This is a genomic window from Streptomyces sp. NPDC050548, from assembly GCF_044457385.1.
Lineage (GTDB): Bacteria > Actinomycetota > Actinomycetes > Streptomycetales > Streptomycetaceae > Streptomyces.
In genome coordinates this window covers 1-20,204 of sequence record NZ_JBITGV010000031.1, presented here as the reverse complement: position 1 = coordinate 20,204, position 20,204 = coordinate 1, and the positions used below count along the sequence as shown (strand labels likewise).

The 20,204-nt window shown below is 71.7% G+C and carries 19 protein-coding genes and 1 rRNA gene; 7 read left to right on the top strand and 13 right to left on the bottom strand.

Going from position 1 to position 20,204, the window contains the following annotated elements; translation table 11 throughout:
* Nucleotides 1-26 precede the first annotated feature (26 nt).
* The 4 genes from ACIBJH_RS46355 (at nucleotide 27) to ACIBJH_RS46340 (ending at nucleotide 5,281) form a co-directional block, all read left to right on the top strand.
* Nucleotides 27-1,829 (top strand): glycoside hydrolase family 15 protein, encoded by a 1,803-nt coding sequence (locus tag ACIBJH_RS46355; protein ID WP_399123061.1) that lies wholly within the window; start codon nucleotides 27-29, stop codon nucleotides 1,827-1,829.
* A 56-nt stretch (nucleotides 1,830-1,885) separates the two neighbouring features.
* Nucleotides 1,886-2,095 (top strand): DUF6243 family protein, encoded by a 210-nt coding sequence (locus ACIBJH_RS46350; RefSeq protein ID WP_399123060.1) that lies wholly within the window; start codon nucleotides 1,886-1,888, stop codon nucleotides 2,093-2,095.
* A gap of 113 nt (nucleotides 2,096-2,208) precedes the next feature.
* Nucleotides 2,209-3,591: an FAD-binding protein gene (locus tag ACIBJH_RS46345; RefSeq protein WP_399123059.1), complete on the top strand. Its 1,383-nt coding sequence runs from the start codon at nucleotides 2,209-2,211 to the stop codon at nucleotides 3,589-3,591.
* Between the two features lie 43 nt (nucleotides 3,592-3,634).
* Nucleotides 3,635-5,281, top strand: a complete 1,647-nt coding sequence (locus ACIBJH_RS46340; protein WP_399123058.1) for a PucR family transcriptional regulator — start codon at nucleotides 3,635-3,637, stop codon at nucleotides 5,279-5,281.
* A 12-nt stretch (nucleotides 5,282-5,293) separates the two neighbouring features.
* On the opposite strand, the gene ACIBJH_RS46335 is transcribed toward ACIBJH_RS46340, so the two are convergent.
* Nucleotides 5,294-5,779, bottom strand: a complete 486-nt coding sequence (locus ACIBJH_RS46335) for a CGNR zinc finger domain-containing protein (RefSeq protein WP_399123057.1) — start codon at nucleotides 5,777-5,779, stop codon at nucleotides 5,294-5,296.
* A 64-nt stretch (nucleotides 5,780-5,843) separates the two neighbouring features.
* Between ACIBJH_RS46335 and ACIBJH_RS46330 the strand changes: the two genes are divergently transcribed.
* Nucleotides 5,844-6,524, top strand: coding sequence for a hypothetical protein (locus tag ACIBJH_RS46330; protein WP_399123056.1), 681 nt, complete (start codon nucleotides 5,844-5,846; stop codon nucleotides 6,522-6,524).
* A gap of 14 nt (nucleotides 6,525-6,538) precedes the next feature.
* On the opposite strand, the gene ACIBJH_RS46325 is transcribed toward ACIBJH_RS46330, so the two are convergent.
* The 5 genes from ACIBJH_RS46325 to ACIBJH_RS46305 form a co-directional block, all read right to left on the bottom strand.
* Nucleotides 6,539-7,675 carry a glycosyltransferase family 4 protein gene (locus tag ACIBJH_RS46325; RefSeq protein ID WP_399123055.1) on the bottom strand — a complete coding sequence of 379 codons (1,137 nt, stop codon included), beginning with the start codon at nucleotides 7,673-7,675 and terminating at the stop codon, nucleotides 6,539-6,541.
* Between the two features lie 228 nt (nucleotides 7,676-7,903).
* Nucleotides 7,904-9,622 carry a DNA repair protein RecN gene (recN, locus tag ACIBJH_RS46320; protein WP_399123114.1) on the bottom strand — a complete coding sequence of 573 codons (1,719 nt, stop codon included), beginning with the start codon at nucleotides 9,620-9,622 and terminating at the stop codon, nucleotides 7,904-7,906.
* 128 nt (nucleotides 9,623-9,750) lie between these two features.
* Complete coding sequence (locus ACIBJH_RS46315) at nucleotides 9,751-10,656, bottom strand: NAD kinase (RefSeq protein ID WP_026179466.1); 906 nt, start codon at nucleotides 10,654-10,656, stop codon at nucleotides 9,751-9,753.
* Entirely contained in the window at nucleotides 10,653-11,468 is an 816-nt protein-coding gene (locus ACIBJH_RS46310; protein ID WP_399123054.1) for a TlyA family RNA methyltransferase, read from the bottom strand. Before ACIBJH_RS46310 ends, ACIBJH_RS46315 begins: the two co-directional genes overlap by 4 nt.
* A 7-nt stretch (nucleotides 11,469-11,475) precedes the next feature.
* Nucleotides 11,476-11,757, bottom strand: a complete 282-nt coding sequence (locus tag ACIBJH_RS46305; RefSeq protein ID WP_399123053.1) for a hypothetical protein — start codon at nucleotides 11,755-11,757, stop codon at nucleotides 11,476-11,478.
* A 42-nt stretch (nucleotides 11,758-11,799) separates the two neighbouring features.
* Here ACIBJH_RS46305 and ACIBJH_RS46300 point away from each other — a divergent pair, with 42 nt between their 5' ends.
* Nucleotides 11,800-12,147, top strand: a complete 348-nt coding sequence (locus ACIBJH_RS46300) for an SCP2 sterol-binding domain-containing protein (protein ID WP_399123052.1) — start codon at nucleotides 11,800-11,802, stop codon at nucleotides 12,145-12,147.
* Between the two features lie 4 nt (nucleotides 12,148-12,151).
* Here the strand turns inward: ACIBJH_RS46300 and ACIBJH_RS46295 are convergent, their stop codons facing one another.
* Genes ACIBJH_RS46295 through ACIBJH_RS46280 form a run of 4 tightly spaced genes read right to left on the bottom strand, consistent with a single transcriptional unit; the run spans nucleotide 12,152 to nucleotide 16,197 of the window.
* Nucleotides 12,152-13,027 carry an ABC transporter ATP-binding protein gene (locus ACIBJH_RS46295; RefSeq protein ID WP_399123051.1) on the bottom strand — a complete coding sequence of 292 codons (876 nt, stop codon included), beginning with the start codon at nucleotides 13,025-13,027 and terminating at the stop codon, nucleotides 12,152-12,154.
* Nucleotides 13,024-14,079, bottom strand: coding sequence for a FecCD family ABC transporter permease (locus tag ACIBJH_RS46290; protein WP_399123050.1), 1,056 nt, complete (start codon nucleotides 14,077-14,079; stop codon nucleotides 13,024-13,026). The genes ACIBJH_RS46295 and ACIBJH_RS46290 overlap by 4 nt, the downstream gene beginning before the upstream one ends.
* Nucleotides 14,076-15,119: a FecCD family ABC transporter permease gene (locus tag ACIBJH_RS46285; protein ID WP_399123049.1), complete on the bottom strand. Its 1,044-nt coding sequence runs from the start codon at nucleotides 15,117-15,119 to the stop codon at nucleotides 14,076-14,078. Before ACIBJH_RS46285 ends, ACIBJH_RS46290 begins: the two co-directional genes overlap by 4 nt.
* Nucleotides 15,120-15,168: 49 nt before the next feature.
* On the bottom strand, nucleotides 15,169-16,197 hold the full coding sequence (locus tag ACIBJH_RS46280; protein WP_399123048.1) for an HAD hydrolase-like protein: 1,029 nt from the start codon (nucleotides 16,195-16,197) through the stop codon (nucleotides 15,169-15,171).
* A gap of 72 nt (nucleotides 16,198-16,269) precedes the next feature.
* Between ACIBJH_RS46280 and ACIBJH_RS46275 the strand changes: the two genes are divergently transcribed.
* Nucleotides 16,270-17,562 carry a DUF1015 domain-containing protein gene (locus ACIBJH_RS46275; RefSeq protein ID WP_399123047.1) on the top strand — a complete coding sequence of 431 codons (1,293 nt, stop codon included), beginning with the start codon at nucleotides 16,270-16,272 and terminating at the stop codon, nucleotides 17,560-17,562.
* A gap of 77 nt (nucleotides 17,563-17,639) precedes the next feature.
* Here ACIBJH_RS46275 and ACIBJH_RS46270 read toward each other — a convergent pair whose 3' ends face one another.
* The 3 genes from ACIBJH_RS46270 to rrf form a co-directional block, all read right to left on the bottom strand.
* Entirely contained in the window at nucleotides 17,640-18,536 is an 897-nt protein-coding gene (locus tag ACIBJH_RS46270) for a hypothetical protein (RefSeq protein ID WP_399123113.1), read from the bottom strand.
* A complete protein-coding gene (locus ACIBJH_RS46265; RefSeq protein ID WP_399123122.1) occupies nucleotides 18,473-19,906 on the bottom strand; it encodes a hypothetical protein in 1,434 nt (477 codons plus the stop codon). Before ACIBJH_RS46265 ends, ACIBJH_RS46270 begins: the two co-directional genes overlap by 64 nt.
* A gap of 205 nt (nucleotides 19,907-20,111) precedes the next feature.
* Nucleotides 20,112-20,204, bottom strand: a 5S ribosomal RNA gene (rrf, locus tag ACIBJH_RS46260); the annotation flags it as partial.

The window sequence follows — 20,204 nt, the reverse complement described above, 5'->3', positions numbered from 1 at the left end:
ACGTGGCCGTTCGACTGGAGTTGCACGTGGCCGGGCGCATCGAAGATTACGCACTCATCGGAGACATGCAGACCGCTGCCCTGGTCTGCCGGGACGGCACGGTGGACTGGCTGTGCCTGCCCCGATTCGATTCCCATGCCATCTTCGCCGGTCTGCTGGGCACCGAGGAACACGGCTTCTGGCGGCTGGGCCCGGCCCACGCCGCCGACGCGCCGCCGCCCACCGCGGCCCGGCGCGGCTACCGAGGTGACTCGCTGATCCTGGAGTCCGAGTGGGACACCCCGCGAGGCACGGTCCGCGTGACCGATTTCATGCCCCCTCGCGACGGCGCCCCCCAGCTGATCCGCATCGTCGAGGGCATCTCCGGCCGCGTCCCGATGCGCTCGACCCTCCGGATGCGTTTCTCCTACGGCCGGGTGACCCCGTGGGTGCACAAGCACGAGGGCCGCACGGTCGCCGTCGCGGGCCCCGACTCCGTGTGGTTCGACACATCCGCGGAGACCTACGGCAAGCAGCTCACGACGTACGCCGACTTCACCGTCGCACCGGGTGACCGCATCGCGTTCACCATCTCCTGGGAGCCCTCGCACAAGCAGCCGCCGCCGCTCCCCGAGCCGGAGCAGTCGCTGGAGGCCACGGAGGACTTCTGGCGCGACTGGGTCGACCAGTGCACGTACCACGGCCCCTACCGCGAGGCCGTCGTCCGCTCCCTGATCACGCTCAAGGCCCTCACGTACGCCCCGACCGGCGGGATCGTCGCCGCGCCGACCACCTCCCTCCCGGAGGAGATCGGCGGCGTCCGCAACTGGGACTACCGCTACACCTGGCTCCGCGACGCGGCCATCACCCTCTCCTCCCTCCTGCGCACCGGCTACCGCGAGGAGGCCCGCGCCTGGCGCGAGTGGCTGCTGCGCGCGGTGGCAGGCGACCCGGAGAACCTGCAGATCATGTACGGCATCGCCGGCGAGCGCGAACTCGGCGAGGCGGAGCTGGACTGGCTGCCCGGCTACGAGAACTCGGGCCCGGTCCGGGTCGGCAACGGCGCCGCCCACCAGCTCCAGCTCGACGTCTACGGCGAGGTCACCGAGGCCCTGCACCTGGCCCACATGACCGGCCTGGCCCGCAACGACTACGCCTCCCTCCTCCAACTCAAGCTGATCCGCTACCTGGAGAAGCACTGGGACGAGCCCGACGAGGGCATCTGGGAGGTCCGCGGCCCGCGCCGCCACTTCGTGCACTCGAAGGTGATGGCCTGGGTCGCGGTCGACCGCACGATCAAGCTGATCGAGTCGGGCGACGCGGACGGCCCGCTGGAGCAGTGGCGCGAACTGCGCGACGACATCCACCGGGACGTGTGCGAGCGCGGCTACGACAAGGAGCGCAACACCTTCACGCAGTCGTACGGCTCGAAGGAACTGGACGCCTCGCTGCTCCTCATCCCGCAGATGGGCTTCCTGCCCCCGGACGACAAGCGTGTGATCGGCACGATCGAGGCGATCCAGCGCGAACTGTCCACCCCGGACGGCTTCATCCTGCGCTACCCGACCTCGGGGACCGACGAGGGCGTCGACGGCCTCCCCGGTGACGAGGGCGCGTTCCTGGCCTGCTCGTTCTGGATGGCGGACGACCTCGCGATGATCGGTCGCGTGGACGAGGCCCGTAAGCTGTTCGAGAAGCTGCTCTCACTCCGCAACGATCTGGGTCTGCTGGCCGAGGAGTGGGACCCGCGCCTGCAACGCCAGGTCGGCAACTTCCCGCAGGCCTTCAGCCACGTCCCGCTGATCGACACGGCCCTGCGCCTGACGGCTTCGGGGGCCTACGGCGGCTGACACCGGCGCCGGGGTGATGAATCCGCGGACCACTTGACATCACTACCGGGAGAACCATGACCGTCAGCAAGAACATCAACAACCCCGTGGGCCAGGGCGGCGGCAAGCGCAAGAAGCAGTCCCGCGCCGAACGGCAGAACCACGGCCCGCACCGCAACCTCGACCGCCAGGGCGCGGCCGACCAGAAGGCGGAACTCGTGCGCAAGATGCGCGAGAAGGCGGCCGAGGCCGCCGGTCAGGCGGGCGACGACACCGCCAAGAGCTGACGCCCGGCCGATCCTTACGGCTTGGTGACGTACGGCGGCCCAGCGCGACCGCCGTACGTCACCCACCTAGGCTGGAAGCCGACAAAAGCCCCTTTTCTGAAAGGGGGGCGGCCATGGCTTCCCTCTCGACGGCGAGCGCGGCTCTCACCGCGTTGCGCGAGGATCTGGTCGGCGACGTGTTCGCCCCGGGGGATCAGGGTTACGACGACGCCCGTGTCGTCTTCAACGCGATGATCGACCGGCGTCCCGCCGTGATCGCCCAGTGCGTGGAAGAGGCCGACGTCGTACGGGCCGTGCGCTTCGGGCGCGAACTGGATCTGCCGATCGCGGTGCGCGGCGGCGGCCACAGCGTCGCGGGCATGGCACTGGGCGAGGGGGCGCTCGTCGTGGACCTGCGCCACATGCGCGAGGTGACGGTCCATCCCGCGGCCCAAGCGGTACGGATCGCCGGCGGGGCCACCATGAGCGAACTGGACGGCGCGACCCAGGAGCACGGTCTCGCCACCACCGGCGGCCGGGTCTCCACGACCGGTGTCGGCGGCTTCGTCCTGGGCGGCGGCACCGGCTGGCTGGACCGCGCCTTCGGTCTCGCCGTCGACAACCTGCTCGGCGTCGACCTGGTGACCGCCGACGCGACCGTGGTGCACGCGAGCGCCGACGAGAACCCGGAACTCTTCTGGGCCCTGCACGGCGGCGGCGGGAACTTCGGCATCGCCACCGCGCTCACTCTGAGACTGCACGAATTGCCCGAGTTCTCCGTCGCCATGGTGATGTACGAGCCCGAACACGGCCCCGACGTCGTCCGCACCTACCGCGAGATCATCGAGAGCGGCCCGCAGGAGGCGAGCGGCGGAGTCATCTATCTGACCGCCCCGCCCGAGGAGTTCGTCCCCGAGCACCTGGTCGGCAAGCGGCTGTGCGGCGCGCTGATCACCTACGCCGGTGCCGAGGAGGACATGCGCAAACTCGCCCAGCCGCTGCTGGCCCTGCCGCACGAGATAGAGATCGTCACCGCGCTGCCCTACGCCATGTTCCAGACGATGTTCGACGATCCGCCGGGGATGCGGAACTACTGGTCGGCCGAGTATCTGACGGGCGCGCCCGACGAGTTCACGGACGTCTTCTGCGCCCTCGGCGAGAGCATGCCGGTCCCCACGGGCACCCAGCACGTGCTGTTCCCGCAGGGCGGCGCGATCGCGTCCGGGCCCACCGAGTTCCCGCTGCCGTTCCGGAACGCGCCCTGGGCCGTGCACCCCTTCGGCATGTGGGAGGACCCGGCCGACGACGAACGCGGTATCGCGTGGGTCAGGGACGTCCAGGCCCGGGTCCGGCCCTGGAGCACCGGCGCGGCCTACCTCAACTTCATGGGCGACGAGGGCACCGACCGCGTGACGGCGGGCCTGGGCGCCGAGAACACCCGGCGGCTGGCGGCGGTGAAGCGGGAGTACGACCCCGACAACGTCTTCCGCTTCAACCACAACATCGCGCCCGCGTAGCCCGAGATGTGCGGAAGGCATCCGCGCAGGTAGCGTCCGCTGCATGGACAGCCGTACCGACAGCACATTCGACAGCCAGGGCGCCGGGATCACCGTGCAGCGGGCGCTGGAGCTGCCCGGGCTGCGCAGCGGGCTGCCGGAGATCCTGGCGGGCGCCGACCGGCTGCAGCGGACCGTGCGCTGGGTGCACGCGGGCGAGGTCCCGAACATCGCCTCCCTCCTCAAGGGCGGCGAACTGCTCCTGACCACGGGCTACGGCCTCGGCACCCGCCCGGCGGAACAGCGCGCGTTCGTCCGCACGCTGGCCGAGCGGGGCATCGCGGCCCTGGTCGTCGAGCTGGGCCCGCGCTTCACCCGGCTGCCCGCCACCCTCGTCGAGACGGCCCGGGCGACCGGTCTCCCGCTGGTCCAGCTGCACCGCGAGGTGCCGTTCGTCGCGGTCACCGAGGAGATCCACACCGAGATCGTCAACGGCCACTACGCGCTGCTCCAGCAGGCCGAGGAGGTCCACCGCCGCTGCACGCAGGCTCTGCTGGGCGGCGGCGGAATCCCCCAAGTCCTGGGCATCCTGGCCGACTTCAGCGGCAACCCGGTCTTCCTGGAGACCCCGGACGGCCAACTCCTGTACGCCGCAGGGTCCGGGCCCGAGGGCGCCGATCCGCTCCAGGTGTGGGAGGGGCTGCGCGGCCAGCACAAGGACGCCTCGCCGTCCGCCGGTTCGGTGCTGGTGGACGTGCCCGGGGGCGGCCCCGGCACGGGTTCGGTCCGCGCGCGGATCGTCCTCCTCCCGGTACGGGCGCCGCTCGCCCCCGTGCACCGCATCGCCGCCGAACGGGCCGCCGGCATCCTCGCCGTGGTCCTGATGCAGGCCCGCCAGGAGGAGGAGCTGGCGGCGCGCGGACGCGGCGACTTCCTGACCGACCTCGCCGAGGGCCGTATCGCCGCCGAGGACGCCCCGGCCCAGGCCCGCGTGCTCGGCTTCAAGCCCGGCACCAGCCCGCTGCTGCCCGTGGTGATGCGGCTGGGCGACGCGCTGACCGCACCCGGCGGCGGCTGGGCGGTCCTGGCCCGCGCGGTCGCGGAGGAGCTGGCCTCGGTGGGGGTCCCGGTCCTGCTGGGCGTACGACCGGTCGAGGGCCGGGTCCCGCTGCTGCTCGGCCTGCGCTCGGAGTCGGAGCGGTCGGCGGTCGCGGACCGGGTCGCGGTGGCGCTGCGGGCGGGGGTGGAGCGGGCCGGGATGCAACGCCCGGGCGCGCAGCCGCCGATCGTGGTGGTCGGCGTGGCCGGCGGCTGGGCGGCGGCGTCGGCGGGGCTGCGGCACGCGGCCGAGACGGCGACGGCGGCCCAGGGCCTGTCCGACCGCCCCTGGTACGACGCCCGGCGCCTGGACATCGAGCTGCTGCTGTGGCGACTGCGCGACCACCCGGACCTGGCGGCCTTCGTGGACCGGGCGATCGGCCCGCTCCGCGACCACGACAACCGCTCGAAGCCGCCCCTACTGCCCACGCTGGAAACGTACTTGGCGCACGCGGGCCGCAAGGCGGAGACGGCCCGCGAACTGCATCTCAACCGGCAGACCCTCTACAACAGGCTCGCCCGCATCGGGGAGTTGCTGGGCACGGACCTCGAAGACCCGCAGACGGTACTGGCGTTGAGCCTCGCGCTGCGGGCGCGCAGGCTGGTGCCCTGAGTCCCCGGGCCGCTACGAGTTCTTCGCCGCCCGGGCCCGATGGGCCGCGACCGTCGTCCGGCTCGCGCACGCGTTGGAGCAGAACCGGCGGGTCCGGTTCCGTGACTGGTCCACGAAGTAGTTGCCGCATCCGGCCGCGGCACAGCGCCCCAGCGTCACCGCCGGGTCCCCGGCCGCGACCAGGGCGAGCTGGGCGGCGATCAGCTGACCGGCCCAGCGCTCGGCCGGAGTGCCGTTGCGGCTGAAGTGGATGTGCCAGCCGCCGTCGTGGTCGGACAGGTGCATTTCGGGCGGATAGTCGCGCAGCAGGCGCTGCACGGCCCCGGGCGGAGCACCGTCGACCGACTGCGCCAGGGCCGTGCGCACGAGGTCCGACAGCTCGCCGTAGTCGCCGCCCGGCGGCGAAGTGACCTCGTGCTCCGCGAAGAACGCGGCGACCAGCTCGCCGTGCTTGTCGAGGGTCCCGGTATTGGCCAGCTCTACGGCCAGCCGCGTCACGTTCCCAATGTAGTCACCGTAAAGCACTTGACCGCCTACATCGCCGCTTCTTAATGTAGGTGCCATGTTACCTGATGACACCTACATGGCCCGCCGCCTGTTTCTGCTCGGGGAGTGGGACGCCGCGCTCGCCGTCCTGGGCCCGGACGCCGAACCCGAACTGCGCGCGGAGATCGCCGTAGACCGCTGGTTCTTCCGGATCGAGGGGCACGAGGAGGCCGAGAAGGCGGTCGAGGCGCTCGATCCCGCGTCGCCGACCCGGCACCTGCTCACAGGTCGACTGGCCTACAGCCGCCTGCTGTTCCGGCGCGCCCCCCGCGCGGACGACCGGGCCACGGCCGAGGCCGGCTACCGCGCGGCGGCCGGGAGCGGCGACGAGAAGCAGCGCGCCTGGGCCGAGTACCACTGGGCCGTCCTGCTGGACAACATCGACGAGGACCCGGCCGGGGCCGTCCCGCTCTACGAGTCGGCGCTCACGATCGCGACGAAGACCGGTGACGGCCTCTTCGAGTCCTACATCATCCGCCACCTCGCACCGCACAAGGAGCCCGCCGAGCGGATCGCGATGCTGCGCCGCTCACTCCATCTGCGCGCCGCGCTCGGCGCCCGGCCCCAGACGGTCGCCTCGCAGGCCCTCCTCGCCGACAACCTCTCCGAGAACGACCCGGAGCGCGCCGAGTTGATGCGCACCTTCCGTCCCGGCGCGGAAGAACTCCGCATCGGCTGGCTGCTGTCGGAGCACTGATCCGCGGGCCCGTCTCAGGTCAGCGGCAGGGGCTGGGTCAACTCGTCGTAGACGCTGAGCACTTGGGCGACGGTCTCGTCCTCGGTGGGCCAGGTGGACGCCTGTCGGACGCCCTTCTCCCGGAGCAGTTCCCGGCGTTCGGGGTCGCGCAGCAGCCGGGTGACCGCGTCGGAGAGGGCCTTGGCGTCGCCGTAGGGCACGAGTTCGGCGGCGTCGCCGACGAGTTCGGGGATGCCACCGACGGCGGTGGCGACGAGCGGCACGCGGGCGTGGAGGGCCTCCTGTGCGATCACCGAGCGGGACTCCCAACTGCTGGGCAGGAGCGCGAGGTCGGCGGCGGCGAGCAGTTCGCCCACGTCGTCGCGGCGCCCGACGAGCCGGACCGGCAGTTCCTCGTCCTCGATCCGGCGCTGCAACTCGGCCCGCAGCGGCCCCTCCCCCGCGATCACGAGCAGCGGTGCCGGATCGAGGCGGCACCAGCCGCGCGAGGCGTCCAGGAGGGTGTCGTAGCCGCGCTGCCGGTCGAGCGAGCCGACGGCGACGAGCAACGGGCGGTCGGTGGTGCCGAGTTCGGCGCGGAGCTTGGGGCGCAGCCGGTCGGGGTCCTCGTACTCGACGGCCTTGCGCGGTCCCGGCAGCGCGACGGCGGCGAGCCGCGCGTCACGGGCGCCGGTCCTGCGTGCCCGGTCGACGAGGTCGGACGTGGCGCCGAGCACCACGACGGCGGCCTTGACGACCCGTCGCTCCAGCAGCCGCAGCAGATGGGCGCGGGCTCCTTCGGCGTGCGCGCGGTCGTGCCAGGTGACCACGAGGGGTGTACGACGGCCGCTGAGCGCGAGGACGGCGCGGAAGGAGGCGTGCAGTCCGTGCGCGTGCACCAGGTCGGCGTCCGCGCAGGCCGCTCGCAGCGCGGCCACGGAGGACGGGTCGCTGCTGCGCGGGACGTGCACGTGTTCGGCGCCGGCGCCCGTGAAGTCGTAGGTGTGATCGGCCTCGACGGGGGCGCACACCGTGACCCGCACGCCCCGCGCGACGAGCCCGGAGGCCAGGGAGCGCACATGCGCGCTGCTGGCGGCGTTGCCCCCGCCGAGCACCTGCACGGTGCGCAGCGGCGACTGGCCGTGCGGTGAGTGGCTGCTCACGGGGGTCACGTGGCCGGGGCTCCTGGTTCGGCGACGGGCGGTCACGAAGAAAGTACAGAAGGATCGTGCGGTGGGGGTGTACCGCACGCTTCTTACGCGTTCCAACTCAAGGATGCCAGTACGTACGGGTGTTCCGACAACGCGGAAAAGCCCGGAGGCCGAACGAAAGGGCAACACGGGCGGGGCATGTCACCCGTACGAGTGAGTCGCGCGCTCCTCCTGAACGACGAGCCCGCCCTAGCCGTCCGCCCTCGCCGTCGCCAGCAACTCCTCCGCGTGCGCCCGGGCCGTCTCCGAGTCCTCCTGGCCGGCCAGCATCCGGGACAACTCCCGTACCCGGTCCTCGCCTTCGAGGACCTTCACGCCGGAGCGGGTCACGGACCCGTCGTTGGTCTTCTCGACCAGCAACTGCCGGTCGGCGAAGGCCGCCACCTGGGGCAGATGCGTGACGACCACGACCTGCGCGGTCTTCGCGAGCTTCGCGAGCCGCCGCCCGATCTCGACCGCCGCCTTGCCGCCGACACCGGCGTCGACCTCGTCGAAGAGATACGTCGGCACGGGATCCGTCCCCGCGAACACGACCTCCACCGCCAGCATCACGCGCGACAGCTCACCGCCGGACGCGCCCTTGGCGATGGGCCGCGGCGGAGCACCGGGATGCGGGGCGAGCAGCAGCTCGACCTCGTCGACGCCCGAAGGGCCGTAGGCGACCGCGCGCCCGCCGACCTCGACGCCCTCCGGGTCCTCGGTCTGCCGGATCTCGAACGACACGCGCGCGTGCGGCATCGCGAGGGACGCCAGCTCGGCGGTGACGGCCGCGGCGAACCGCTCGGCGGCCTCCGTCCGGGCGTCGGTCAACGCCTGTGCCAGGCCGCCCAGTTCAACCCGCAGCGCGTCCCGCTCGGCGGTCAGCTCGTCGATCCGCTCGTCGTCGCCGTCGAGTTCGGTCAGCCGCGCGGCCCCCTGCTCGGCGTACGCGAGCACGGCCGCGATGTCCTGGCCGTACTTCCGCGTGAGCGCGTTGAGAGCGGCCCGCCGCTCCTCCACCGCGGCCAGCCGCAGCGGATCGGCGTCCAGGTCGTCGGCGTAGCCCGCCAACTCCCCCGCCACATCGCCCAGCAGGATGCCGATCTCACCGATCCGGTCGGTGAGCGAGGCCAGCGCCGAGTCGTGCGACCGTACGGCCTCCAGGGCCCGCTGCGCACCCGCGACGAGCGTCGCCGCGTCGATGCCCTCGGGGTCCTCGGGGTTGCCGGCCAGCGCGGCGTGCGCGACCGTCGCGGCGGACGCCAGCGCCTCCGCGTGCCCGAGCCGCTCGGCCTCGGCGGCGAGCTCCACGTCCTCCCCGGCCCGCGGCTCGACGCCGGCGATCTCGTCGAGGCCGTAGCGCAGCATGTCGGCTTCCTGGGCCCGCTCCCGCGCGCGCGTGGTGATCTCGTCCAGCTCTACGGCGACGGCGCGCAGCCGCCGGTACGCCTCCGCGTACTTGGCCAGCGGCCCGGTGACGGCGTCCCCGGCGTACCGGTCGAGCGCCTGCCGCTGCCGGGACTGCTTCAGCAGCCCCTGCTGATCGGTCTGCCCGTGCACGGCGACCAGTTCGTCGGCCAGCTCCGCGAGCACCCCCACCGGCACGGAACGCCCGCCCAGGTGCGCCCGGGACCGCCCTTCGGCGGAAACGGTACGGCTGATGAGCAGCGTCCCGTCCTCCAGCTCGGCCCCGGCCTCCTCGGCGCGCAGCACCGCGGAGCCGCCCGGAGGGACGGAGATCCGCCCCTCCACGACCGCGTTCTTCGCCCCGATCCGCACCAGCGCCGGGTCCGCCCGCCCACCGAGCAACAACCCGAGACTGGTGACGACCATGGTCTTGCCCGCGCCCGTCTCACCCGTGACAGCGGTGAACCCCGGCGACAGCTCGACGACAGCGTCGTCGATGACTCCGAGCGACCGTATCCGCATCTCTTCCAGCACGGTGAAGACCTTACGAGGTAGGGCGGGAGAAGCGCGAGGCACCCTGTCACCCGGGGGAGGGAAGCGCCCCAAAGGGGCACGGGGAACCGCGCGCTCAACCCCCCACCGGCCCGCAGCTAGTGAGGAGCCCCCCGCCACCCCGAAACAGGCAACGCGAACTTCGCAACAAGCCGATCGGTGAACGAAGCGTGATGCAGCCGAGCAAGCCGCACAGGCACAGCCCCTCGCCGCACCTCAACCCTCGCTCCGGCAGGCAGCTCAACAGTCCGCCGCCCGTCACACCACAAAACCCCCGGAGGGATGTGCGGCAACACCTCAACTGCCAGCACAGAATCCGGCGAGGTGACCAACGGCTTCGCGAACAGCGCATGCGCGCTGATCGGCACCATCAACAAGGCCTCCACCTCGGGCCACACAACCGGCCCGCCGGCAGAGAAAGCGTAGGCAGTAGACCCGGTGGGCGTCGCACAAACGATCCCATCGCAGCCGAACCCCGTCACCGGACGCCCATCAATCTCCAGCACAACCTCAAGCAGCTTCTCGGCGCCCGCCTTCTGCACCGCCGCCTCGTTCAGCGCCCAGTCCGTGTGCACGATGTTGCCGTTCTTGTGCACGACGACATCGACGGTCATCCGCTCCTCGACCTCGTAGGCCCGGGTGACCACCCGGTCCACGACCTTGTCGAGATCGTCCCGCTCGGCCTCCGCGAGGAAGCCCACGCTGCCGAGGTTGACGCCGAGCATCGGCACCCCGGACGCGCGGGCGAACTCCGCGCCGCGCAGCAGCGTGCCGTCGCCGCCGAGGACGATGAGCAGTTCGCAGCCCTCAAGGCACTGCGGGGTGGCCTCGGTGACCGTCTCCACCTCGTCGGGCAACGGCAGGTCGCGTGCCTCGTACTCCAGGACGCGCACTCCGATGCCGGACTGCAACAGCCCCTTGACGACCAGTTCGGCACTCCGGATCGCCGCGGGGCGACCCGTGTGCGCGAGGAGGAAAACAGTACGAGCTCGGTTCTGTGTCAACGCGGCCCCTCCGCCACTGCACGGTCAACATCGGCCGGGTCCAGTTCGGGTGCGCCGGCCCGCAGCCACAGAAAGTACTCGACATTCCCGGACGGCCCGGGCAGCGGGCTGGCGGTCACGCCCTGCACCCCGAGCCCCAGTTCGGCGGCCCGCCGGGCGACTCCGCGCACGGCCTCGGCCCGTAGTTCCGGGCTGCGGACGACACCGCCGCTCCCCAGCCGTTCCTTCCCCACCTCGAACTGCGGCTTGACCATCATCACCAGGTCCGCGTCCGGCTTCGTGCACCGCGCCAGGGCGGGCAGCACCAGTCCGAGCGGGATGAAGGACAGATCCCCCACGACAAGATCCACAGGCTCCCCATCGATCGCTTCAAGCGTCAACTCGCGTACGTTCGTACGGTCCTTGACGGTGACGCGTTCATCGCTCTGCAGAGACCACGCGAGTTGGCCGTACCCGACGTCGACCGCCACGACCTGCGCGGCACCGGCCCGCAGCAGCACATCGGTGAAGCCTCCGGTGGACGCGCCGGCGTCCAGCGCCCGCCGCCCCTCGACCACGAGCCCCTGCGGTACGAAGACCTCCAGGGCGCCCGCGAGCTTGTGGCCGCCCCGCGACACGTAGTCGGGGTCGTCGTCGTCCGCCACGACGACGATGGCCGCCGCCGTCTCCACCTGAGTGGCGGGCTTGGTCGCGACGGTCTTGCCGACGGTGACCCGCCCTGCGGCGATCAACTGGCTCGCGTGCTCCCGCGAGCGCGCGAGCTTCCGCCGCACCAGCTCGGCGTCGAGACGGCGGCGTGCCACTCCAGCCACGTTCGGTTCAGCTCCTATTGCCATACGTCGAAGGGGGCACCGGAGGTCCCGGGCGGGCGTCGAGCGCGGTGAGCGCGTCGCGCAGCCCCCGGTGTACATCCTCGTACACCTCGACATGGCCGTCCGTGGCGAGGTGGTCGGTGTCGGCGAGGCGTCCGAGCTGGGCGTCGACGTCGGGGTTGCCGCTCGGGGTGCGGTCCACGTTCAGCGGGGCGGGGGCGGCGGGGTCGTACGTGGGCTCCGCCTCCAGCACTGCCTCTGTCTCGGCCTCGGGAACTGAGTCGCTCATGCCCAGACGCTACCCCGAAGGCCTGGGGTACCGTCGATCACGATGGCAACGATCGAGGAGTGCCGCGCCGCACTCGAAAAGCTCTCGGACAACATGCAGAAGGCCGACGGGAATGTCCGCGCCGCCGCGGCCATGGACCGTTCGGTCAGCTGCCGGATCACCGATCTCGACGTCACCTTCGTCGGCCGGCTGTCCGGCGGCCGGATCGTGGTGGACGAGACCGTGGAGGGCCTTCCGCCGGAGAAGGCCCAGATCAGGCTGACCATGGCCGGCGACGACCTGGTCGCCATGGTCGACGGCGGCCTGAACTTCGCCAAGGCCTGGGGCTCGGGCCGGGTGAAGCTGGAGGCCAACGTGTTCGATCTGTTCCGGCTCAGGAAGCTTCTGTAGTCGCTTAGGAAGCTTCTGTAGCGACCGCAGTGACCGCACGCGCGCGTGCCTTGCGCGCCGCCGGCACCACCAGTGGCGTCCCCGTCTCCGGGTCGTCGATGACCTGGCAGCGCAGCCCGAAGACCTCCTCGACCAGTTCCGCCGTGACGATGTCGCTCGGCGCCCCCTCCGCGATGACCGCGCCCTCCCGCAGCGCGATGAGGTGGGTGGCGTACCGGGCCGCGTGGTTGAGGTCGTGCAGCACCGCGACCAGCGTGCGGCCCTGCTCCTCGTGCAGTTCGGCGCAGAGGTCGAGGACGTCGATCTGGTGCTGGATGTCCAGGTAGGTGGTCGGCTCGTCGAGCAGCAGCAGGGGCGTCTGCTGGGCGAGCGCCATCGCGATCCACACGCGCTGCCGCTGGCCGCCGGAGAGTTCGTCGACATAGCGGTCGGCCAGCTCGGCGACTCCGGTCTGCGCCATCGACTCCTGTACGACCCGCTCGTCCTCCTGGGACCACTGGCGCAGGATGCCCTGGTGCGGGTACCGGCCGCGGCCCACGAGGTCGCCGACGGTGATCCCGTCGGGCGCGATGGACGACTGGGGCAGCAGGCCCAGGGTGCGTGCGACCTTCTTCGCGGGCATCGACTGGATGACCTGCCCGTCGAGCAGCACCCGGCCCTCGTTCGGCTTCAGCATCCGCGACAGGGCCCGCAGCAGCGTGGACTTGCCGCACGCGTTCGGGCCGACGATCACCGTGAAGGAGTTGTCGGGTATCTCCACCGACAGCTCGCGTGCGATGACGCGCTGGTCGTAGGCGAGGGTGACGTTCTCGGCGGACAGGCGGTTCACGGTGCTCCTTGGGTTGGCCTCGTTCGCCGAGGTGTTCGTATCCGCGGTCATATCCGGCCCGCCCTGCGCTCGGTGACCAGGAGCCACAGCAGGTAGACCCCGCCGAGCACTCCGGTGACCACGCCCACGGGCAACTGGTCGGCGCCGAACACCCGTTGGGAGGCCCAGTCGGCGGTGACCAGCAAGGTGGCGCCCATGCACAGCGAGGCCACCAGGTTCGGGCCCGGCGAGCGGGTCAGCCGCCGGGCGAGCTGCGGCGCGGTGAGGGCGACGAAGCCGACGGGTCCCGCGGCGGCGGTCGCGGCGGCGGTGAGCAGCACGGCGGCCACCATCAGCAGCAGCCGTACCCGCTCGACCCGCACCCCGAGGGCGTACGACACGTCGTCGCCCATCTCCATCATCCGCAGCCCGCGCGCGTTGGCGAGGACGAGCGGCAGCAGCACGGCACAGAGCGCCAGCAGTGGCCAAACCTGGGTCCAGTCACGGCCGTTGAGCGAACCGGTCATCCACACGACCGCGCGGGCCGCGTCGACGAGATCGGCCTTGGTGAGCAGATAGCCGTTGACCGCGGTGACGACGGCGGAGACACCGATGCCGACCAGGACGAGCCGGTACCCGTGCACCCCCTGCTTCCAGGCGAGCAGATAGATCGCGAGCCCGGTCACCAGACCGCCGACGAGCGCCCCGAGGGTGACGGCGGTCGCGCTGCCGGAGAACAGCACGATCATGACGAGCGCCCCGGCCGTCGCCCCCTGCGAGAGGCCGAGGACGTCCGGACTCCCCAGCGGATTGCGGGAGATGGACTGGAACAGCGCACCCCCGAGCCCGAGCGAGGCCCCGACCAGCAGCCCGACGAGGACGCGTGGCAGCCGCAGTTCGTTGACGATGAACTCCTGGCCCGCGTTCCCGCCCCCGAACAGCGTCCTGAGGACGTCACCGGCGGAGATGGGGAAGTCACCGGTCCCGATGAGCACGACACTCGCGGCGAGCGCGCAGACAAGGAGCAGGACGACGACCGTGACGGCACGGAGATCGAGGCGGAGGGAGAGACCGCCGGTACGCACGGCCTTCGTACGGAGCACTTGAGTGGGTGTGGCCTTCACAGCTGGGCCGTCCTCCGCCGTCGTACGAGAAAGATGAAGACCGGGCCGCCGATGACCGCGGTGACGATGCCGACCTGGAGTTCCGCGGGCCGCGCGATCAACCGACCCAGAACGTCCGCGCCGAGCAGCAGCACGGGCGACAGGATCGTGGCGTACGGCAGGATCCAGCGCAGGTCGGGGCCGGTGAACGAGCGCACCACGTGCGGCACCATCAGGCCGACGAACACGATCGGCCCGCAGGCGGCGGTCGCGGCCCCGCACAGTATGGTCGCGGAGAGCATGGCGAGCGCCCGGGTCCGGTTGAGATTGGCGCCGAGGGCGCGGGCGGTGTCGTCGCCCATCGCCACCGCGTTCAGTGGCCGGGCGAGGAGCAGCGAGACGACCGTGCCGACGGCGAGGAACGGCGCGACCTGGGTGATGGTCGACCCGGTGGCCGAGGACAGTGAACCGACCGTCCAGAAGCGCATCTTGGAGAGCGCCGCGTCGTCCATGATCATGACGGCCTGGAGATAGCCGTAGAGCGCGGCACTGATCGCGGTGCCGGCGAGGGCGAGGCGCACGGGCGTGGCGCCCCGGCTGCCGCCCAGGAACCAGACCAGCGCGCCGACCACCGCCGCGCCCGCGAAGGCGAACCAGACGTAGCCGCTCAGGCTCGTCACACCGAAGTAGGTGATCGCGGTGACGACCGCGGCCGAGGCGCCGGCGTTGATGCCGAGCAGCCCGGGGTCCGCGAGGGGGTTGCGGGTGAGCGCCTGGAGGACCGCTCCGGAGAGACCGAGCGCGGCACCGGCGAGCAGCCCGAGGACCGTACGGGAGATGCGGTCGCCGACCACGATGTCCGCGTACGTCCCCGAGTCATGGAACAGGCCGTGCCACACATCCCCCAACGGCAGCGATTTCGCGCCGATCGCGATGCTCGCCAGGGCGACGAGCAGCAGGAGCGCCACGGAGACGAAGAGCCCAAGGACCCGTACCACCCTGCGGCTTGGGGGCGCGGGGGCGGTCTCCGCGCACTGTTCTGGGGGACTGTCGACCAACACGAGGTTAGGTTAGCCTACCCTCGCACACCCCAATGCGGTCGAGTCGGGCTCACAGCCCCAGTCGCGCCAGCGCCTTCTCCGCGTCCAGCCCGCAGGAGCCGTCCCCGGCCGCCGTCCAGGCCGCCGCGCAGAGCGCCCGGAGCCCGTCCAGGGCCTCGCCCGCACCGTCGAGTTCCAGCCGCTCCCGGCCCGCCGTCGCAGTCCAACCCCCGCACCGGAAGCCGTCTCCCGCCTCGCTGACCTCGGGCTGCCCGGTGAGCATGCCCCGCAGATCGGCGTCGACGTACGTCGGCCGGTGCTGCGGCGGCGCGGCCAGCAACAGCGCGCCGTCGGTCACACCCGTCAGGACGAGCAGCGAATCCACCTCCCCGTTGAACGCCCCCTCGATGTCCGTGTCCAGCCGGTCACCCACCACCAACGGCCGCTCCGCGCCCGTCCGCAGGATCGTCTCCTTGTGCATCGGCGGCAACGGCTTCCCCGCCACCTGAGGCTCGGCCCCGGTCGCTATCCGTACGACCTCCACCGCCGCGCCGTTGCCCGGCGCGATGCCGCGCGCGCTCGGGATCGTCAGATCGGTGTTGGACACGAACCACGGCACCCCGCGCGCGATCGCGTAGCAGGCCTCGGCGAACCGGGACCACACCAGGTCCGGGCCGCCGTAGCCCTGAACGACGGCCACCGGATCGTCGTCGGCCGAGTCGACGGGCTCAAGTCCCCGCTCGCGCAGCGCGACCCGCAGCCCCTCCCCGCCGATCACCAGCACGCGGGAGCCGGCCGGCACCTGCTCGCTGATCAGCCGGGCGACGGCCTGCGCGGAGGTGATGACGTCATCGGCCCCCGTCGGTATCCCCAGCTCGGTGAGATGCTCGGCAACGGCATCGGGCGTCCGCAGCGCGTTGTTGGTGACATAGGCGAGCCGCATCCCGCCCGCGCGGGCGGTGGCGAGCGAATCGACGGCATGGGCGATCGCGTTGCCCCCCGCGTACACCACCCCGTCGAGGTCGAGCAGCGCCGTGTCGTACGCCTCGCTCAGGGCCCGGCCACTGCCCTCGGGACTCGTCCTGACGCTCTGGCTCATTCCACATCGCTCCTCGTTCGATCGCTTTCACCCGATCATCCCGCACGCCACTGACACACGTACGATGCCGGGATGAACACCGCAGGTCACTCGGAAGCAACGGAGCGCCGAGGCCTGGAACTCACCCCGTTCCGAGGCCTCCGCTACGACCCCGACCTGGTCGGCAGCCTGGCCGCCGTGACGTCCCCACCGTACGACGTCGTCGTACGCCCCGACGGTCTCCACCACCTCCAGGACTCCGACCCGCACAACATCGTCCGGCTGATCCTCCCGCAGGCCGTCACCCCCAGTGCCCGCAACGAACAGGCCGCCGACACCCTGCACCGCTGGCTCTCCGAGGGAGTCCTCACCACCGACCCCGAGCCCGGCCTGTACGTCTACGAACAGCACGACGGCAACGGCCTGTTGCAACGCGGCGTCATCGGCGCCCTGCGCCTGACGGACCCGTCGGAGGGCGTGGTCCTGCCGCACGAGGACGTCATGCCGCACGTGATCGCGGACCGCGCGGCCCTCATGCGGGCCACCTCCGCAAACCTCGAACCCCTGCTCCTCACCTACCGGGGCAACGGCTCACCGTCCGACACGGCCACGGTCGTCGAGCGCGTCGCCGAGCACCCCCCACTCCTCTCGACGACCACGGAGGACGGCTACAGCCACCGCCTCTGGGCGGTCACCGACCCCACCGAGCTGGCCCGCATCCAGACCGACCTGGCCCGCCACCAGGCTCTCATCGCCGACGGCCACCACCGCTGGGCGACCTATCGACGTCTACGCGCGGAGCACCCCTCCCCCAGCCCCTGGGACTACGGCCTCGTCCTCCTCGTCGACACGGCCCGCTACCCGCTCCGCGTCCGCGCGATCCACCGCCTCCTGCACGGCGTCCCGGTCGCCGACGCCCTGGCCGCCCTGGACGGCCTGTTCCGCGTCCAGCACCTCGAAGTGCCCCTCCCGGAAGCCCTGGAGGCCCTCGCCGACGCGGCCTGCGCGGGCAACGCCTTCCTCCTCGCCGGCGACGGCGCGTTCCACCTGGTCGACCACCCGGACCCGGACCTCCTGGCCCGTACGATCCCGGCCGACCGCCCCGCCGCCTGGCGCACCCTGGACGCCACGGTCCTGCACTCCACCCTCCTGGACCACGTCTGGCTCATCCCCGAGGATGACCCGACCCGCATCGCCTACATCCACGACACCGCCGCCACGGTCCGCAAGGCCGAACGCGACGGCGGCACGGCCGTGTTGATGCACCCCGTCCGCGAGGAGGTCGTACGCGACCTGGCCCGCCAGGGCGTCACGATGCCCCGCAAGTCGACGTCGTTCGGCCCGAAGCCGGCGTCGGGGCTGGTGCTGCGCGCGCTGGAGCCCTGAGGCACCGGGAACGCAAGAAGGGCGGGACCCCGGTGTCGGGGTCCCGCCCTTTTCGTCACTGCTGACGCGCGTTGCCGTCAGTCCTTGTCGTCGTCCTTGTCGTCGTCCTTGGCCTCGACGGCGGCAGTGGGCTCGGCCACGGGCTCGGCGACGGGCTCGTCCTCGTCGTCTTCATCGTCTTCGATGTCGTCGTCTTCGTCGTCGACGTCCACCTCGTCGGCTACGGAGGCCTCGTCGTCGATCTCGGAGTCGGCATCCGTGTCGGCATCGACGACGTCGCTGTCGTCCTCGTCCTCGACGAACGCGTCGACGAACTCGACACCGTCCATCTCGGCGAGCCGGTCCGACGCGTCCGTGCTGCCGTCCTTGTCGGACTCCACGGCCTTGGCGAACCACTCCCGCGCCTCGTCCTCGCGCCCGGCGGCGAGCAGGGCGTCGGCGTAGGCGTACCGCAGTCGCGCGGTCCACGGCTGCACGGTGTTCGAGGCCAGCTCGGGGCTCTGGAGTGTGACGATGGCCGCGTCGAGCTGGTCCATGTCACGCCGGGCACCGGCCGCGACGAGCCGCATCTCGACCTGACCGGCCTTGTCGAGCTTGTGCACCTCGGGAGCGCCGGCCATCTCCAGCGCCTTCTCGGGCCGCCCGAGCCCACGCTCGCAGTCGGCCATCACGGGCCACAGGTCCACACTGCCGGTCATCCGCCGCGCGGCCCGGAACTCGGCCAACGCCTCGCTGTACTTCTGGTTCGCGTACGCGGCGAACCCGGCCGCCTCACGTACGGCGGCGACACGCGACGCCAGCCGCAGCGCGATCTTGGAGTAGGCGTAGGCGCCCTCGGGGTCCTCGTCGATGAGCCGGGCGACCATCACCAGGTTCTTCGACACATCCTCCGCGAGCCCCTTCGGCAGGCTCAGCAGCTCCTGACGTACGTCCTTGTCGATCTCCTCGCCCGTGACGTCCTCGGGGATCGGCAGCCGCTTGATCGGCTCACGGTCGCGGTCACGTTCCCGCTCGTCCCGGAACCGACTGCCGCCACCACGGCGGTCGTCGCCCCGACGGTCGTCACGCCGGTCGTCGCGCCGGTCGTCGCGGCGGGGGTAGCTGCCACGCTCACCGCGGTCGTCGTCACGCCGGAACGCGGGACGCTCACCACGGCTGTCGTCACGGCGGAAACCACTGGGACGGCTTCCGCGATCGCCGCCGCGGTCATCACGGCGGGGACCGGACGGACGGTCGTCCCGACGCGGGCCGGCGGCGCGATCGTCGCGGCGCGGGCTGGACGGACGGTCGTCGCGACGGGGGTAACTGCCGCGCTCACCGCGGTCGTCGTCACGCCGGAAGGCAGGACGCTCGCCCCGGTTGTCACGGTCATCGCGACGGAACGGCGGACGCTCACCACGGTTGTCGTCCCGCCGGAAAGCAGGACGCTCACCACCACGGTCGTCGCGACGCGGGCCCGACGGACGGTCGTCGCGACGGGGGTAACTGCCACGGTCACCGCGGTCGTCGTCACGCCGGAACGCGGGACGGTCACCGTCACGGCGGTCGTCCCTACGGTCATCGCGGCGGAAGGGCGGACGCTCGCCGCCCCGGTTGTCACTTCGGTTGTCGCTGCGGTCGTCACGGCGGAACGCGGGACGCTCACCACGGCTGTCATCGCGCCGGAAACCACCGGGACGGCTTCCGCGATCGCCGCCGCGGTCATCGCGACGGGGACCGGTGGGTCGGTCATCGCGACGCGGACCGGCGGAACGGTCGTCACGGCCACGGTACCCACCGCCACTGCTGCCAGAACGGTCGTCGCGGCGGGGGTAGCTGCCACGGTCACCGCGGTCGTCGTCACGCCGGAAGGCAGGACGCTCGCCCCGGTTGTCACGGTCGTCGCGACGGAACGGCGGACGCTCACCGCGACTGTCGTCACGACGGAAACCGCCGCCGCCACCGCGGTTGTCGTCACGACGGAAGGGCGGACGCTCGCCCCGGTTGTCATCGCGCCGGAAGCCACCACGATCGCCACGGTTGTCGTCGCGACGCTCGCCGCCCCGGTTGTCGCCTCGGTTGTCGCTACGGTCGTCACGGCGGAACGCGGGACGCCCACCACGCTCACCACCACGGTCATCACGACGGGGACCGGCGGGCCGGTCATCCCGACGCGGAGCCGCAGAACGGTCATCGCGACGCGGGCCGGCGGAACGGTCGTCGCGCCCGCGGTACCCACCACGATCGCCACCGCCACCGCTGCCACCACGGTCGTCGCGGCGGGGCGCGCCGCCACGGTTGTCGTTGCCTCGATCGTTGCTACGACTCGGGCCTCCGCGGTACCCGCCACGGTCGCCGCGGTCACCACTGTCCCGTCGCCGCTCGTCGCGCTCCGGTCGGTCCTCGGGAGAGTTGGTGGACATCGGTGACTCCTGTCTTCGGTACCGCAAGTCATTCTCGCGCAGCCAGGTACTCGGCGCGCTCCGGGCTGTGCTTGTGCTCAAAACGAGAAAAAGAAAAGGACCCCTGGTCCCAGCGTGAACGCTGGGACCAGGGGTCCTCCAAAGATTGTTCGGCGGCGTCCTACTCTCCCACAGGGTCCCCCCTGCAGTACCATCGGCGCTGTAAGGCTTAGCTTCCGGGTTCGGAATGTAACCGGGCGT